This window comes from Streptomyces albiaxialis (assembly GCF_039530985.1).
GTDB classification, from domain to species: Bacteria; Actinomycetota; Actinomycetes; order Streptomycetales; family Streptomycetaceae; genus Streptomyces; species Streptomyces albiaxialis.
Genome location: NZ_BAAAPE010000015.1, coordinates 102,765 through 116,865, shown reverse-complemented (window position 1 = coordinate 116,865; position 14,101 = coordinate 102,765). Strand labels below are relative to the sequence as shown.

The window sequence follows — 14,101 nt, the reverse complement described above, 5'->3', positions numbered from 1 at the left end:
CCCGCGCGCCTCCCCGTGTCCCGCCTGTCGCCCGCCTGTCGGAGCCACCTGCCACAATGCAGGTTTACGGGGGATCCACAGGCACCGAGAAGGCGGAACCAACCATCGTGACGACGACGATCGAAGGCAGGATCGCCGAGGAGCTCGGCGTACGCGAGCGGCAGGTGAGCGCCGCGGTCGAGCTGCTCGACGGCGGGTCGACCGTGCCGTTCATCGCGCGCTACCGCAAGGAAGCGACCGAGATGCTCGACGACGCGCAGCTCCGCTCCCTGGAGGAGCGGCTGCGCTATCTGCGCGAGCTGGAGGAGCGTCGCGAGACGATCCTGGAGTCCGTGCGCGGGCAGGGCAAGCTCACCGAGGAGCTGGAGGCCCGGATCCGCGAGGCGGACTCCAAGGCCCGCCTGGAGGACATCTATCTGCCCTACAAGCCCAAGAGGCGCACCAAGGCCCAGATCGCCCGCGAGGCGGGTCTGGAGCCGCTCGCCGAGGGGCTGCTCGGGGACCCGACGGTGGAACCGACGGCGGCGGCGGCCGCGTTCGTGGACGCCGAGAAGGGCGTGGCCGACACGGCGGCGGCCCTGGAGGGCGCGCGAGCCATCCTCGCCGAGCGCTTCAGCGAGGACCCGGACCTGATCGGCGCCCTGCGCGACCGGATGTGGGAGCACGGGCGGCTGGCCTCGAAGGTGCGCGAGGGCAAGGACCAGCAGGGCGCCAAGTTCGCCGACTACTTCGACTTCTCCGAGGGCTTCACCGAGCTGCCCTCGCACCGTGTGCTGGCGATGCTGCGCGGCGAGAAGGAGGAGGTCCTCGACCTCACGCTCGACCCGGAGGCCGCGGACGCGGACCCGGCGGACCCGGCCCAGCAGGGCCCGAGCTGGTACGAGCGCTCGATCGCGCACAAGTTCGGCGTCCGTGACGAGGGCCGTCCCGCCGACAAGTGGCTGGCCGAGACGGTCCGCTGGGCGTGGCGTACGCGCGTCCTGGTCCACCTCGGCATCGACCTGCGCACGCGGCTGCGCACGGCCGCCGAGGACGAGGCGGTGCGCGTCTTCGCGGCGAATCTGCGGGACCTGCTGCTCGCCGCCCCGGCGGGCACGCGCGCCACGCTCGGCCTGGACCCGGGCCTGCGTACGGGCGTCAAGGTCGCCGTGATCGACGCGACGGGCAAGGTCGCCGCGACCGACACGGTCTATCCGCACGCGCCGCAGAAGCAGTGGGACCAGTCGCTGGCGAAGCTCTCCGCGCTCGCCGAGGAGCACAAGGTCGAGCTGGTCGCGATCGGGAACGGGACGGCGTCGCGGGAGACCGACAAGCTCGCCGGTGAGCTGGTCGCGGCGCGCTCCGAGCTGAAGCTGACCAAGGTGATGGTCTCCGAGGCGGGCGCGTCGGTGTACTCCGCGTCGGAGTACGCCTCGCGGGAGCTGCCCGAGCTGGACGTGTCGCTGCGCGGCGCGGTCTCCATCGCGCGGCGCCTCCAGGACCCGCTGGCGGAGCTGGTGAAGATCGACCCGAAGTCGATCGGCGTCGGCCAGTACCAGCACGACCTGTCCGAGGTGAAGCTCTCCCGCTCGCTGGACGCGGTCGTCGAGGACTGCGTGAACGGAGTGGGGGTGGACGTCAACACCGCCTCCGCGCCCCTGCTCTCCCGCGTCTCGGGCATCGGCTCCACCCTCGCGGAGAACATCGTCGCGCACCGCGACAGCAACGGCCCGTTCAAGAGCCGCGCCGAGCTGAAGGACGTCGCGCGGCTCGGCCCGAAGGCGTTCGAGCAGTGCGCGGGCTTCCTCCGGATCCAGGACGGGGACGACCCGCTGGACGCCTCCTCCGTGCACCCCGAGTCGTACCCGGTGGTCCGGACGATGGTGAAGGCCGCGGGCACCGACGTGCCGTCCCTGATCGGGAACCAGCGGGCGCTGCGGGCGCTCGACCCGAAGGACTTCGTGGACGGCTCGTTCGGCCTGCCGACCGTGACGGACATCCTCAAGGAGCTGGAGAAGCCGGGCCGCGACCCGCGTCCGGCGTTCCGCACGGCCTCGTTCAAGGAGGGCGTGGAGAAGCTCGCCGACCTGGAGCGGGGCATGGTGCTGGAGGGCGTGGTGACGAATGTGGCCGCCTTCGGCGCGTTCGTGGACGTCGGGGTGCACCAGGACGGCCTGGTGCATGTGTCGGCCATGTCCAAGACGTTCGTGAAGGACCCGCGCGACGTGGTCAAGCCCGGCGACATCGTCCGGGTGCGGGTGCTGGACGTGGACGAGGCCCGTAAGCGGATCTCGCTGACGCTGCGGCTGGACGAGGAGCCGTCCGCCGGTGGCGGCGGCCAGGGCCAGGGCGGCCAGGGCCAGCGCCGCAAGAGCGGCGACCGGGAGCGCGGCGGCGGCGAGCGGGGCGGCACGCCCCGCCAGCGCCAGGGCGGCGGCAACCGTGGCGGCGGTGGCGGCAGGGGTGGCCAGGGCAAGCCGCAGGGCAAGGGGGGCCAGGGCGGCCAGGGCAGGGGCGGCGGCCAGGGCCGCGGCCGCGGCTCCGGCGCTCCCGCGCCGAACAACAGCGAGATGGCGGAGGCCCTCCGCCGCGCGGGCCTGGCCTGACGGCAGGCTGAGCTTGTGTGACGGAGCCCGGTCGGCCGTGAGGCGCGACCGGGCTCTGCCGTGTCGCCGGCCCGCCGGGGGCCGGGCTCCGCCGTATCCCCGCCCCGTCAGGGGCGCGGGGAACCGCGCGACCGGCCACGGCGCCGGTTCGCCGGCTATGTGTCGGTGCCCGGCATCTCGCCGTCCGTGCCGGCCCCCGGCTTCGCGTCCGTCATGTCGTACTCGGAGCCGAGCAGCCGGACCTTGGCGGAGGACTTGGGCGGGATGTAGGCGCTGGTCTGGTGCAGCCAGTCCACGAAGAACGAGGGCATGGACGAGCCGCTGTCCAGATAGACCTCCATCGAGTCCGACGGGTTGACGGAGGCGATGGCCGAGGTGCCCCGGTCGTGTTCGCGGACGTGGGTGCTGAAGACGGAGAGCGAGCCCCCGTCCTTCGTCTTGAGGGCGTGGATCTTCTCGTGGGTGGGCTCGCCCCGGCTGAACTCGGCCTCGCCGTGCGGCGAGAGGAGCCGGTTCTGCTCCTTGGGCACCTTGCGGATCCACTTGGTGGTGCCGGACTCGGCGACGCGGGTGGTGGCGGACGGGGTTCCCTCGTACAGCTCCAGCAGCGCGTCGGAGAGGCCGTCGGGCGCCATGGGCCCCGTCTTCTTCGCGGTGTCGGGGAGGGGGACCGCGAACCCGTCCTTGTCCTCGGCGAGTTCGGGCATCCACTTGGTCTCGCTGTAGCTGCTCGCGACCATCTTCCAGGCGCCGCCGGACTGCCGCTCGAAGACGAGGATGCCGGGGTACTTGCCCTTCTTCTCGCCCGCGTTCTTCGAGTGCGCGGTCATCATGAACCAGTCGGCGGCGCCCTTCTTGGGTATGTGGAAGCGCCGGTCGACGTAGTGGAAGGGCTCGCGGTAGTCGGCGCGTTCCTTCTTCGACCAGTTCCGCTGCATCTTGTACGTGGACTTGCTCTGCTCGAAGACGGCGCCGCCCTCGACCTTGGAGAGGACCTTGGGGTCGGACTCCTTGTTGGCCTGGTTGTTGAACTTCTCGTAGTGGTCGACGATCTCTCCGGCCCGTGCCGTGGTGACGACTCCGGCCGGTGCGGCCCGCTTCTTCCCGCCCGCGGAATCCGCACCGGAACCGGAGCCGCCGCCGTCACCGGAACCTCCGTCGGCGCCGCCGCAGGCGGTCACCAACAGGACCATGCCGCTCGCGCAGGCCATGCCCGCGAGACGCCCCCGTGCCGAACTCTTCATCACACACTCCCCGTTCTCCCCGTGCGTCACAGTGGTGGAAGGAGTATGCAGGTTCACGGATTTGTGAAATTAACGGGGGCCCCGAAAGCGGACCTCAGGGCCCTCAGAGCCGGATCATGACCTCCTCCAGCGGCTTGCGCCGCAGATCCGGCACGCGCGCCCCGGGGGCCGGATAGCCGACGGGGATGACGTAGGCGCCGCGCTCCTCGGGCGGGCGTTCGCAGACCTCGTTGAGGAACCGCATCGGGCTCGGGGTGTGGGTGAGCGTGGCCAGCCCCGCCTGGTGGAGGGAGGCGAGCAGGAAGCCGACGGCGACGCCGACGGACTCCTTCGTGTAGTAGGGCCGGGGGGTGCCGGGGCCCTTGTGGACCTCGAAGACGACGATGACGGCGGGCGCGGTCTCCAGGAACGGCTTGTGCTCGTCGGTGCCGAGCGGCGCGAGCGCGTCGAGCCATTCGTCGGAGGCGCGGCGCCCGTAGAACTCGCGCTCCTCGGCCTCGGCCGCCTCCCGCAGCCGCCGCTTGCGCGCCGGGTCGGTGAGCACGACGAAGCGCCAGGGCTGGACGTGGGCGCCGCTGGGCGCCGTGGCGGCCGTACGCACGGCCCACTCGATCACGCCGTCGGGAAGCGGGCGGGAGTCGAAGTCGCGGACCGTGCGGCGGCGGGACATGATCGCGTGGAAGGAGCGGGCGCGCTCCTCCGCCTCCTCCGCCGGGACCGTCATCGGCTGGAGGGGGACCGTGGGGTGGGGTCCGGGGCCGGGACGCGGGCTGGACGCTGTGGTATGGACCATAGCGGCAGCACAGCACACCCCGGGCCCGCAAGAACAGCCTTGCGGCGGCCACGACCTGCGCGTACCCTTCCGTGTTGGCCCTGTCGCCTTCGATTGGAGAGGCCGTTGCGCATCTGAGGTCCTGAGACACCGTGTGCCCCGTCGCGCCTTCGCGCGCATGCCACGAGTGTGACCTCGGAAGCGAGCTGCCGTTCTCTCCGCATCTCCCCTTCCCGCCCTCAGCAGCCTGGTGCTGACGGGTCCGGTGTCTCCCGCGTTGTTCACCGTTCTTCACGCGAGGCGACCAGGGAGGCCCCCTTGAATTCCTTCACCACCACATCACTGAGCTGCGCCCGGCTCTCGTTCTCCTGGCAGGACGGGACGCCCGTGCTGCGCGACTTCGACCTCGCCGTCGGCCCCGGCCGTACGGGGCTGATCGGGCTCAACGGCAGCGGGAAGTCCACCCTGCTGAAGCTCTTCGCGGGCGAGCTGCGCCCCGCGTCGGGGAGCGTCAAGGTCGCGGGCGAGGTCGGCTATCTCCCGCAGAACCTCACGCTCGACACCGGCCTGCGGGTGGACGAGGCCCTGGGCATCGCCCGTACGCGCGCCGCGCTGCACGCGATCGAGGGCGGGGACGCGAGCGAGGAGCACTTCACCGCCGTGGGCGACGACTGGGACGTCGAGGAGCGCGCCCGCGCCACGCTCGACGGCCTCGGGCTGGCCCACGTCGGCCTGGACCGGACGATCGGCGAGATCTCGGGCGGCGAGTCGGTGCTGCTGCGGCTGGCCGCGCTGCTGCTGGCCAGGCCGGACGTGCTGCTGCTCGACGAGCCGACGAACAACCTGGACCGGGAGGCCCGCCACCGGCTCTACGAGGCGGTGAACGGCTGGAACGGCGTGCTGCTCGTCGTCAGCCACGACCGCGAGCTGCTCGGCCTCGTCGACCGGATCGCCGACCTGCGCGACGGCGAGGTGCACTGGTACGGCGGGAACCTGGAGGCGTACGAGGAGGCCGTGGAGGCCGAGCAGGAGGCCGCCGCGCGCATGGTGCGTGCCGCCGAGAGCGATCTCAAGCGGCAGAAGCGGGAGCTGGCCGAGGCCCAGACGAAGCTGGCCCGGCGGGAGCGCTTCGGCAAGAAGGCCCAGGCGAACAAGCGCGAACCCAAGATCGTCATGGGCCTGCGCAAGCGCTCCGCGCAGGAGGCGGCGGGCAAGCACCGGATCATGCACGAGCAGCGGCTGGAGGACGCCAAGGAGCGGCTGGAGGAGGCGGCCGAGCAGGTCAGGGACGACGCGGAGATCCACGTCGAGCTGCCCTTCACAGCCGTGCCCCGGGGCCGCCGGGTGCTCACCGTGCGTGAGGCGGAGCTGCGCAACGGGGCGCGGGTCACGCTGGAGACGCACGGGCCCGAGCGGATCGCCCTGGTGGGGCGGAACGGCTCGGGCAAGACCACGCTGCTGCGCACGATCGCCGGGGAGCTGCCGGCGGGGCCGGAGCCCGGGGAGGTCGCCGCGCACGTCCCGATGCGCTATCTGCCGCAGCGGCTCGACGTGCTGGAGGACGGCCTCTCGATCGTGGAGAACGTCGCGAAGCTCGCGCCGGAGGCCACGAACCAGCAGATCAGGTCGCGGCTCGCGAAGTTCCTCTTCCGCGGGGAGCGGGCCGACCAGGCGGTGGGCACGCTCTCCGGCGGCGAGCGGTTCCGGGCGACACTGGCGGCGGTGATGCTGGCCGAGCCCGCGCCGCAGCTCCTGATGCTGGACGAGCCGACGAACAACCTCGACATGTCCAGCGTCCGCCAACTGCGCGCCGCGCTCGCCTCGTACGAAGGCTCGCTGATCGTCGCCAGCCACGATCTGCCGTTCCTGCGGGAGGTCGGGATGACGCGGTGGATGCGGATGGCGGACGGCGAACTGACGGACGTGGACCCGGAGGAGGTGTGACGGCCCGCGCGGCCCGCGCTAGCCGACCGGTGTCACGAGGACGTTCCCCGGGGCCCGGGCTATGAGAAACGATTCGCCGCGCGTCGCCCGGCGGTCCAGCTCCCAGCGGTGCTCGCCCGCGGGGAGCTGGGCGTCGGCGAGTTCGTGGGTGTGGGTGCGGAAGAGCCGGTCGAGGCGGTAGGCGGTGAGGCGGACGCGGCAGGCGCTGCCGACGTGCAGGACGGCGGCCCCGTCCGCCGCCTCCAGGCGGACGAGCTGCCGCAGGTCGTACGGGCTGCGGTCCAGAGCCTGTTCGATCTGCGCGACGAGCAGCGGGATGACGGGCGCCAGCCCGTCCACGAACGCGGCGTCGGACCCGGCGGCCTCGAACGCGGCGCGCACCGCCTGCCGTTCCGCCTCGCCGATGCCGCGGCCGAAGGCGACGGCGCCGTATCCGCGCAGTTCCTCGGGCGAGGCGTGCGCGGCGTCGCGGGAGATCTCGGCGCCGATGCCGGTCTGCCGCAGCGCGTTGGCGAGCCGGGCGAGGACCGAGGCGCGGGCGCCGACGAGCAGCACCCGGCGGGGCGGTGCCTCGTGGGCGCCGTCGGCGAGGACGCGCTCCAGCTCGCTGCGGTACTGCGCGGCGCGGAAGCGGAACGGGCCGATCCCGGGGTAGCCGTCGCGCTCCAGGTCGGCCCGCTCGTCCGTCTGCCAGGCGAAGTCCCGCCAGACGACGGCGTCGTCCTCCCGTTCGATCACGGCCGTGACCGCGCCGCAGTCCAGGCCCTCGCACTCGGGGCAGCCGTAGAGCACGTACCGGCCGTCCGCGAGGGGCGGTTCGGACTCCAGGAGCAGGCGCCGCACGTGGGCGGTGAAGACGGTGGGGCCGAAGTCGGCGGCGAGCGGGGAGACGGTGTCCCCCGCGCTGCCGTCGTCCAGTCCGCCGAGGCGGTGGAGCAGCGGTCTTCCGTCCACGATGAAGTCGAGGAACTCGCGGTGCGCCTCGTACGCACCGTCGGGCAGGACTCCCCCCGCACGCGTCGCCGGAGCCAGTCCGAAGGTCATGTACTCGGCAGGCATGACCCGAGTATTCCCCGCCGGAGGGGGTTCTGCTCCCGGCAGCGGTCATTCCGGATACGGTCGTGCGCATGGCAGACATGAGCGGAGAGGCGCACGGGACCGAGGCCGTGGTCGTGATCGGCGGCGGGGTCCTCGGGCTGACGACGGCCGTGGTGCTCGCGGAGCGCGGAATGGACGTGCGGGTGTGGAGCCGCGAGCCGGCCGAGGAGACCACCTCCTCGGTCGCGGGCGGGCTCGTGTGGCCGTACCGCATCGAGCCCGCCGAGCGGGCGCTGGACTGGTCGGTGCGCACCTTCCGGCACTTCTCCTGGCTCGCCGAGCAGCCGTCGCTGACCGGGGTGCGGCTGGTGCGCGGCCGGGTGGCGGGCGAGGAGCCGCCCGCGGTCTGGACGGAGCTGACGGGCACCCCGCCCCGGGCCCCCGTTGTCGACATGCGGACGTATCTCCCCTATCTGCTGGCCCGGTTGGAGAAGGCGGGCGGGCACTGCGAGCAGCGGGCCGCCGCGTCCCTGGAGGAGGCCGCTGCCGAGGCGCCCGTCGTCGTCAACTGCGCCGGGCTCGGCGCCCGTGAGCTGGTCCCCGATCCGAGCGTGCGCCCGGTGCGCGGGCAGATCGTGATCGTGGAGAACCCGGGCATCGAGGAGTGGTACGTCGCCGCCGACAAGGGCGCCAGCGAGACGACATACGTGCTGCCGCAGCCGTACGGCCTGGTGCTGGGCGGCACCGCGGACGACGGCGCCGACGACCGTACGCCGGATCCGGCCACGGCGGAGGCCATCGTGCGCCGCTGCGCGGCCGTCCATCCGGAGCTGGCCGACGCGCGTGCGCTCGAACACCGGGTCGGGCTGCGCCCGTTCCGGCCGAGCGTGCGGCTGGAGACCGAGCGGGTCCCCGACGGGCGCGGGGGCAGCGCCCTGTGCGTGCACAACTACGGGCACGGGGGCGCCGGGGTCACGGTCTCGTGGGGCTGTGCGGTGGACGCCGCCCGGCTGGTCGGGCCGCCGTCGGGCGGCGTCCACCCGTGGGTCACCGGCAGGCCGTGACCGGCGTCCCGGCCGTCAGCCCGTACTGCGCGCGCCCGTCGAGGAGCAACGGCACCAGCGCCCGCTGGGACTGGCGCAGCGGTACGAGGACGCCGGAGCCGTCTCCGCGTGCCTTCACGCCGTGCAGGGCCAGCGCGGCGCGGACGTCCTTCCACTGCGCGGCGGTGAGCCGGTAGCCGCACGGCGGGTCCTTGAGGACCTGGTCCCCGGCGGGCTCCTCGTTGTCGGCGCCGCCGAGGTAGACCGGGCCGCGGTCGGCGAGGCCCGCGACGCGGGCGGCGCCGGTGGCGGCCTCGATGCGGCCGCGCCGCTCGGAGGCGAAGGCGAAGGCGCCCTTCAGCGCGGCCAGTTGGGAGCCGACGCGCCGCCGGTTGTTGAGCGCCGGGTCGGCCTTCTCGGCGTCGGTCAGGGGGTCGACGCGGGTCTCCACGAGCTGCCCGACGGAGTGCTTGACGCCGACGGTGTTGCGCAGGATCCGCTCCTGTCCGTCGCCCGCGACCTGTTTGACGGGCTCGCCGGTCTCGGGGTCGGTCCAGATGCCGTAGATGCCGGTGCTGTGGCCCGCCTTCTCGGCGTGCGGACGGACGTAGCGCTCGGAGAGGGCCTCGGACTCCTCGTGCACACCGTGCGCGGCGTTGAGGTTCCGGGGCCAGAGGGAGAGCAGGTCCTTGACGTAGTACGGGACGGTCGCGCCGTACTCGTGCAGGTCGTAGACCGTGTCGGGCCGGTAGTCGCGCTGGAGCGCGGCCAGGGCGCGGGCCTCGGCGGTCTTCAGCGCGAGATGGTCGCGGTTGATGTCGACGCCGTCGGAGTTGCCCCGGGTGTCGGCGGCGCGGCCGTCGGGGTTGGCGGTGGGCACGACCAGGACGTTCGTACGGGCGAGGAAGCGGCGGGTCTTGCTGTCCCGGGCGAAGGCGAGGTCGCGGACCGTGGAGAGGCACGCCTCGCGGCCGGAGGGCTCGTCGCCGTGCTGGGAGCAGACGAGCAGCACGGAGTTGCCCCGGCGGACCTGCTCGGCGGTGCGGGGCGCGGGGTCCCCGATGCGGACGAGGCGGAGGGGGCGGCCCTGCGCGGTGGTGCCGACGGTGTCCGTCGTGACGCGGGCGCTGGCCCGGTCGACGGCGGCGAGGAAGTCGCGCTCCTCGGGCTGGGTCGTCCAGCGGGCACCGTTGCTCTGTTCGAATCCGGTGCGGGGCGGGGATCCGGCGTCGGGGGGCGCCGCCTCGGCGAGCGGTGCGGACAGGAGCGGGACGAGCAGCGCAGCCGAGGTCAGAGCTGCCGCCGTCTTCCCTGAGAAGTGCCGCGGGGGGCGTCTGCGCCGTACACGTTTCGTCATGGTCCGTGACCGTAGACCGCGTGGGACCGAGTGCAGAAGGGGGCGTACGGGCCCGTGTGTCGGAGAGATGGCAGTCGTATGACGAGTATTGCCGTGGACATGCGGGCCGCCACAGGAGTACATAACCTTCAGCCGAAGTGACACCTGTCGCGAGGAGTTCGCGAGGAGTTGGAGGACCCGTGCGTCACAGATTGATCGTTCCGGGGGCGGTCGCCGCCTCACTGCTGCTGGCGATCCCCGCGTCGGCGGCCGAGCCGTCCCCGGGCGCGCCGGGCGTGGGCGACCCCTACTACCCGGATTACGGGAACGGCGGCTACGACGTCTCCCACTACGACCTCCGGCTGAAGTACCAGCCCGAGAACGACAAGCTGGAGGGCACCGCGACCCTGCTGACCACCGCCACGCAGGACCTGTCGCGCTTCAACCTCGACTTCGCGCTCGACGTGAGCGAGGTCCGGGTCAACGGCAAGAAGGCGGAGTTCGCCACCTCGGGCGCCCACGAGCTGGAGATCACCCCGGCGAAACCGCTGAAGAAGGGCGAGCGCGCCACGGTCGTCGTGCGCTACGCGGGCACGCCGTCGAAGGTAAAGGTCAACGGCTTCACCTCGTGGCACCGCACCAAGGACGGCGGCGTCGCGGCGAACGAGCCCGAGGCGGCGTGGTGGTGGTTCCCCAGCAACGACCACCCGACGGACAAGGCCTCGTACGACGTCAGCGTCGCCGTGCCGGACGGCACCCAGGCGATCAGCAACGGCACGCTCCAGTCCCAGCGCTCGACGGCGGGCTGGACGCGCTACAACTGGCGCTCGCGCGCGCCGCAGGCGACGTATCTGGCGCTGCTCGCGGTCGGCAAGTTCGACATCACCAAGAGCGAGACGGACAGCGGACTGCCCGTCATCAACGCCTACAGCAAGGACCTCGGCGAGAACGACGGGGCGGCGCGCGCCAGCGTCGAGCGCACCGGCGAGATCACCGAGTGGCTGGAGGGCTACTTCGGGAAGTACCCCTTCGAGGCGCTGGGCGGCGTCGTCCCCAACACGGACACGTCCTACGCGCTGGAGACCCAGACGCGCCCGTTCTACAGCCCCGGCTTCAAGAACGGCGCCAACACCTCCCTCGTGGCGCACGAGCTGGCGCACCAGTGGTACGGCGACAGCGTCTCGGTGCGGCAGTGGAAGGACATCTGGATCAACGAGGGGTTCGCCAGCTACGCCCAGTGGCTGTGGTCCGAGGACCAGGGCGAGGGCACGGCGCAGGAGCTGGCCGACTACACGTACGCCTCGTACCCGGCGGACGACGAGTTCTGGCAGGTGAAGCCGGGCGACCCGGGCGCCGAGAACCAGTTCCACGACGCGGTCTACGACCGGGGCGCGATGGCGCTCCAGGCGCTGCGCAACAAGATCGGCGACAAAGACTTCTTCGCGATCCTCAAGGGCTGGCCGCAGGAGCGCGGCGGGGGCGACGCGACCGTGAAGGAGTTCATCGCGTACGCGGAGAAGGTCTCGGGCGAGAAGCTCGGCAAGCTCTTCGACACCTGGCTGTTCACCCCCGGGAAGCCCGCGACGGGCCCGACGGGGAAGTCGGCCAAGGCGCTGGCGGCGGACGCCCCGGCGAAGCCGAAGTCGTGGAAGAAGATCCACAGCGTGCACCACGCCGAACGGCGCGCGCACGGCCACTGACCGGCCGCTGACCGGCCACTGACGGCCGCGGAGGACCCGCGCGCACCTTGCGCGCGGGTCCGCCCCGTCCCTCAGGTGTGGACGGCGAGCTTGAACTGCGCGTGCACGATCCGCCGGGATCTGGAGTCGGTGTGCCCGACGAGCAGCGCGAGCGGCGTGCCGGGGTGCACGAAGATCCCGTGGGTCTTGGTGAAGCACTGCATGCCGGGTGACGGCGGCCGGTGGTCGGTCGCCGTCGAGTCCGGGCCTGTCGAGAGACCGAGCGGGTCCCGTACGAAGCGGTCCCGCAGCTCGGAGTAGTTCCCGTCCTCCCAGTGGATGTTGGCGGTCAGCTCGCCCCATCCGTCCGCGGCCGGCCATATCAGGCCGGAGCGGTCGTCGCTGTCCCAGTCGACGATCTCGTAGCCGTCGGGCTGCACCATCTGGTGCATGCCGTGCCCGTCGTACGACTCGCCGGCCCCGAACGGGAAGCGGAGGATGTGGTATCCGCCGCCTCCGGGGACGGACTGGGTGTGGTTGGAGATCAGGGAACAGACGTGCACGGTCACAGAGCGCCTCCAGGGAGAGGACGAGAGGGGGATGCCCCCAGTGTCCTGCCGCCGGGGCCTCCTGTCCCGAGGTCTGCGCGGTTCTTCGCGGTGAACGGGGTGACGCGCCGCCCGCCCGGCGCCGGGCGTCAGGCCCCGCTGCGGTGCGCGGCCCGCGCTCTGCGGGCGATCGGGAGGTACCGCAGCCGCTCCGGGAGCAGCGGCACGACGTACGCGACGACGCGGCCGAAGCGGCGCAGCCGCCGCTCCTGACGCGCCGTCCACGCCAGGCCGAGCGCCTCCCGGGCGCCGGGCGGCATCAGACCGACCGTCACGAACCGCCGCAGCCGCGCCAGGACGCGGACCAGCACCGGCCAGGCCGGGCGCAGCGCGACGCGGGCCCAGCGAGGGCCGTACGGGGGCGGCGGGATGTCGCGGTTCAGCGCGGCCAGCTCGCGGGCGACGGCGGTCGGCTCGATCTCCTCTGCCAGCATCCGCCGCCAGTACGGCCAGAACTCCTCCAGGGTCTGCGGCATGTCGCGGTCGCGGATGCCGAGCACGCGCCCGACCTGGAGCCACTCGGCGTACAGCGCGCGCTCCTCGGCGTCGGTGTACGGGCGGCGGGCCAGATAGCGCCGCCCCTGGCGGTACACGGGAAAGCCGGTGGCGTGGACCCACGCGTAGTACGCGGGCGTCAGCGCGTGGTAGCGGCGGCCGTGCGCGTCGGTGCCCTGGACCGTCCCGTGCAGCTCGCGCAGCCGCCGCCCCTCGGCCACGCCGTCCGTGCCGCCGTACACCCACAGCAGCACACTGCGCAGCGAACGCTCGGCCCGGCCCCAGGGGTCGGTGCGGAAGACGGAGTGCTCGTCGACCCCGGCGGCGACCGCGGGGTGCGCGGTCTGGAGGGTGAACGCCGCGGGGAGCATCAGCAGGGCGCGGATCTCCCCGCTGACGTCCCAGAGCATCCCGCCGGGCGGTGGGGGCTCGGGGCCGCTCCGGCGTGCCGGGCTTCCCCGGCGTCCGGGGCTTTTCCGGCTTCCGGGGCTTTCCCGGCGTGCGGGGTCGTTCTGGCGTGCGGGGTCGTTCTGTGGTGCCACATTTTCATGATGCCTCCGGGACGGGTGTGACGCCGAGCGCGCGGGAGGCTGCGAGCCACTCGGGGAACTCCTGGAGCAGGAGGTCGTAGAGGCGCGCGTCGGTGAGGGCGCGGGGGTCGCGGCCCGCGTGGAAGAAGCCCGCGTTGTCGACGACGCGCTTGGCGGGGACGGCGAGGTCGTCCAGCTTGTGGAGGAAGGCGAACTCGCGCTCGTCGGGATCGCCGAATCCGACGAACTGCCAGAACAGCGGCAGCCGTGCCGCCTTGCACAGATAGCGCTCGGCCGCCGCCCTGCTCGTGGGGCCGCCGTCCGTCTGGAAGACCACGAGCGCCGGGGCCCTGGTGCCCGAGGCGAGGTAGTGGTCGATCACCGCGTCCATGGCCCAGTGGTAGTTGGTGCGGCCCATGTGGCCCAGGCCCTCGTGCAGCTCCGCGATCCGGCCCCGGTAGCCGGTGAGGCCGAACTCGGCGGTGCCGTCGACGTCGGTGGAGAAGAAGACGAGCGGCACCCGGCCGTCGTCGTCGAGGTGCGCGGCGAGGCCCAGCACCTGCTCGGCGAGGTGCTGGACGGTGCCGTCCTTGTAGTACGGGCGCATGGAACCCGACCGGTCCAGCACGAGATAGACCGCGGCGCGTTCGCCCGCGACCGCGTGCTTGCGCAGACTGATTGCGGCGGTCTTGTAAAGATCCACCAGGCCTGGTGCGGTGGTCTCTATCTTGGTCAGGCTGACGGCTGAACTCACGGGCTGCTCCTCGCTCTTCCCCGGGCATTCTCCCCGGGCCTCGCGGCCCCGTGACATGGGGGCCGGGGGCGCG

General features: G+C 72.6%; 11 protein-coding genes. 4 read left to right on the top strand and 7 right to left on the bottom strand.

Annotated elements, in window-relative coordinates:
- The first annotated feature begins 107 nt into the window (after positions 1-107).
- The gene (locus ABD343_RS29725; protein ID WP_344532517.1) at positions 108-2,585 is read left to right on the top strand and encodes a Tex family protein; all 2,478 of its coding nucleotides are present in this window, start codon (positions 108-110) and stop codon (positions 2,583-2,585) included.
- A 155-nt stretch (positions 2,586-2,740) separates the two neighbouring features.
- On the opposite strand, the gene ABD343_RS29720 is transcribed toward ABD343_RS29725, so the two are convergent.
- Positions 2,741-3,829 (bottom strand): DUF8094 domain-containing protein, encoded by a 1,089-nt coding sequence (locus tag ABD343_RS29720; RefSeq protein ID WP_344532515.1) that lies wholly within the window; start codon positions 3,827-3,829, stop codon positions 2,741-2,743.
- A 103-nt stretch (positions 3,830-3,932) separates the two neighbouring features.
- The gene (locus ABD343_RS29715) at positions 3,933-4,622 is read right to left on the bottom strand and encodes a nitroreductase family protein (RefSeq protein ID WP_344532514.1); all 690 of its coding nucleotides are present in this window, start codon (positions 4,620-4,622) and stop codon (positions 3,933-3,935) included.
- A gap of 297 nt (positions 4,623-4,919) precedes the next feature.
- Between ABD343_RS29715 and ABD343_RS29710 the strand changes: the two genes are divergently transcribed.
- On the top strand, positions 4,920-6,545 hold the full coding sequence (locus tag ABD343_RS29710; RefSeq protein ID WP_344532512.1) for an ABC-F family ATP-binding cassette domain-containing protein: 1,626 nt from the start codon (positions 4,920-4,922) through the stop codon (positions 6,543-6,545).
- 18 nt (positions 6,546-6,563) lie between these two features.
- On the opposite strand, the gene ABD343_RS29705 is transcribed toward ABD343_RS29710, so the two are convergent.
- Positions 6,564-7,604 carry an oxidoreductase gene (locus tag ABD343_RS29705; RefSeq protein WP_344532511.1) on the bottom strand — a complete coding sequence of 347 codons (1,041 nt, stop codon included), beginning with the start codon at positions 7,602-7,604 and terminating at the stop codon, positions 6,564-6,566.
- Positions 7,605-7,681: 77 nt separating this feature from the next.
- Here ABD343_RS29705 and ABD343_RS29700 point away from each other — a divergent pair, with 77 nt between their 5' ends.
- Entirely contained in the window at positions 7,682-8,647 is a 966-nt protein-coding gene (locus tag ABD343_RS29700; RefSeq protein WP_425578320.1) for an FAD-dependent oxidoreductase, read from the top strand.
- On the opposite strand, the gene ABD343_RS29695 is transcribed toward ABD343_RS29700, so the two are convergent.
- Positions 8,631-9,983, bottom strand: a complete 1,353-nt coding sequence (locus tag ABD343_RS29695) for a M14 family metallopeptidase (protein ID WP_344532508.1) — start codon at positions 9,981-9,983, stop codon at positions 8,631-8,633. The genes ABD343_RS29700 and ABD343_RS29695 overlap by 17 nt on opposite strands.
- A 179-nt stretch (positions 9,984-10,162) precedes the next feature.
- On the opposite strand from ABD343_RS29695, the gene ABD343_RS29690 reads away from it, so the two are divergent.
- A complete protein-coding gene (locus ABD343_RS29690) occupies positions 10,163-11,662 on the top strand; it encodes a M1 family metallopeptidase (protein ID WP_344532506.1) in 1,500 nt (499 codons plus the stop codon).
- Between the two features lie 71 nt (positions 11,663-11,733).
- On the opposite strand, the gene ABD343_RS29685 is transcribed toward ABD343_RS29690, so the two are convergent.
- From ABD343_RS29685 to ABD343_RS29675, 3 genes are all read right to left on the bottom strand, one after another.
- A complete protein-coding gene (locus ABD343_RS29685; RefSeq protein WP_344532505.1) occupies positions 11,734-12,210 on the bottom strand; it encodes a hypothetical protein in 477 nt (158 codons plus the stop codon).
- A 128-nt stretch (positions 12,211-12,338) separates the two neighbouring features.
- The gene (locus tag ABD343_RS29680) at positions 12,339-13,154 is read right to left on the bottom strand and encodes an oxygenase MpaB family protein (RefSeq protein ID WP_344532504.1); all 816 of its coding nucleotides are present in this window, start codon (positions 13,152-13,154) and stop codon (positions 12,339-12,341) included.
- A gap of 136 nt (positions 13,155-13,290) precedes the next feature.
- A complete protein-coding gene (locus ABD343_RS29675; RefSeq protein ID WP_344532502.1) occupies positions 13,291-14,085 on the bottom strand; it encodes a vWA domain-containing protein in 795 nt (264 codons plus the stop codon).
- Positions 14,086-14,101 lie beyond the last annotated feature (16 nt).

What these genes read in the sequence shown, in the direction of transcription:
- ABD343_RS29720 (WP_344532515.1), bottom strand. Translation starts at nt 3,829, where the DNA reads ATGAAGAGTTCGGCACGGGGGCGTCTCGCGGGCATGGCCTGCGCGAGC.
- ABD343_RS29715 (WP_344532514.1), bottom strand. Translation starts at nt 4,622, where the DNA reads ATGGTCCATACCACAGCGTCCAGCCCGCGTCCCGGCCCCGGACCCCAC.
- ABD343_RS29705 (WP_344532511.1), bottom strand. Translation starts at nt 7,604, where the DNA reads ATGCCTGCCGAGTACATGACCTTCGGACTGGCTCCGGCGACGCGTGCG.
- ABD343_RS29700 (WP_425578320.1), top strand. Translation starts at nt 7,682, where the DNA reads ATGAGCGGAGAGGCGCACGGGACCGAGGCCGTGGTCGTGATCGGCGGC.
- ABD343_RS29695 (WP_344532508.1), bottom strand. Translation starts at nt 9,983, where the DNA reads ATGACGAAACGTGTACGGCGCAGACGCCCCCCGCGGCACTTCTCAGGG.
- ABD343_RS29680 (WP_344532504.1), bottom strand. Translation starts at nt 13,154, where the DNA reads ATGCTCTGGGACGTCAGCGGGGAGATCCGCGCCCTGCTGATGCTCCCC.
- ABD343_RS29675 (WP_344532502.1), bottom strand. Translation starts at nt 14,085, where the DNA reads ATGTCACGGGGCCGCGAGGCCCGGGGAGAATGCCCGGGGAAGAGCGAG.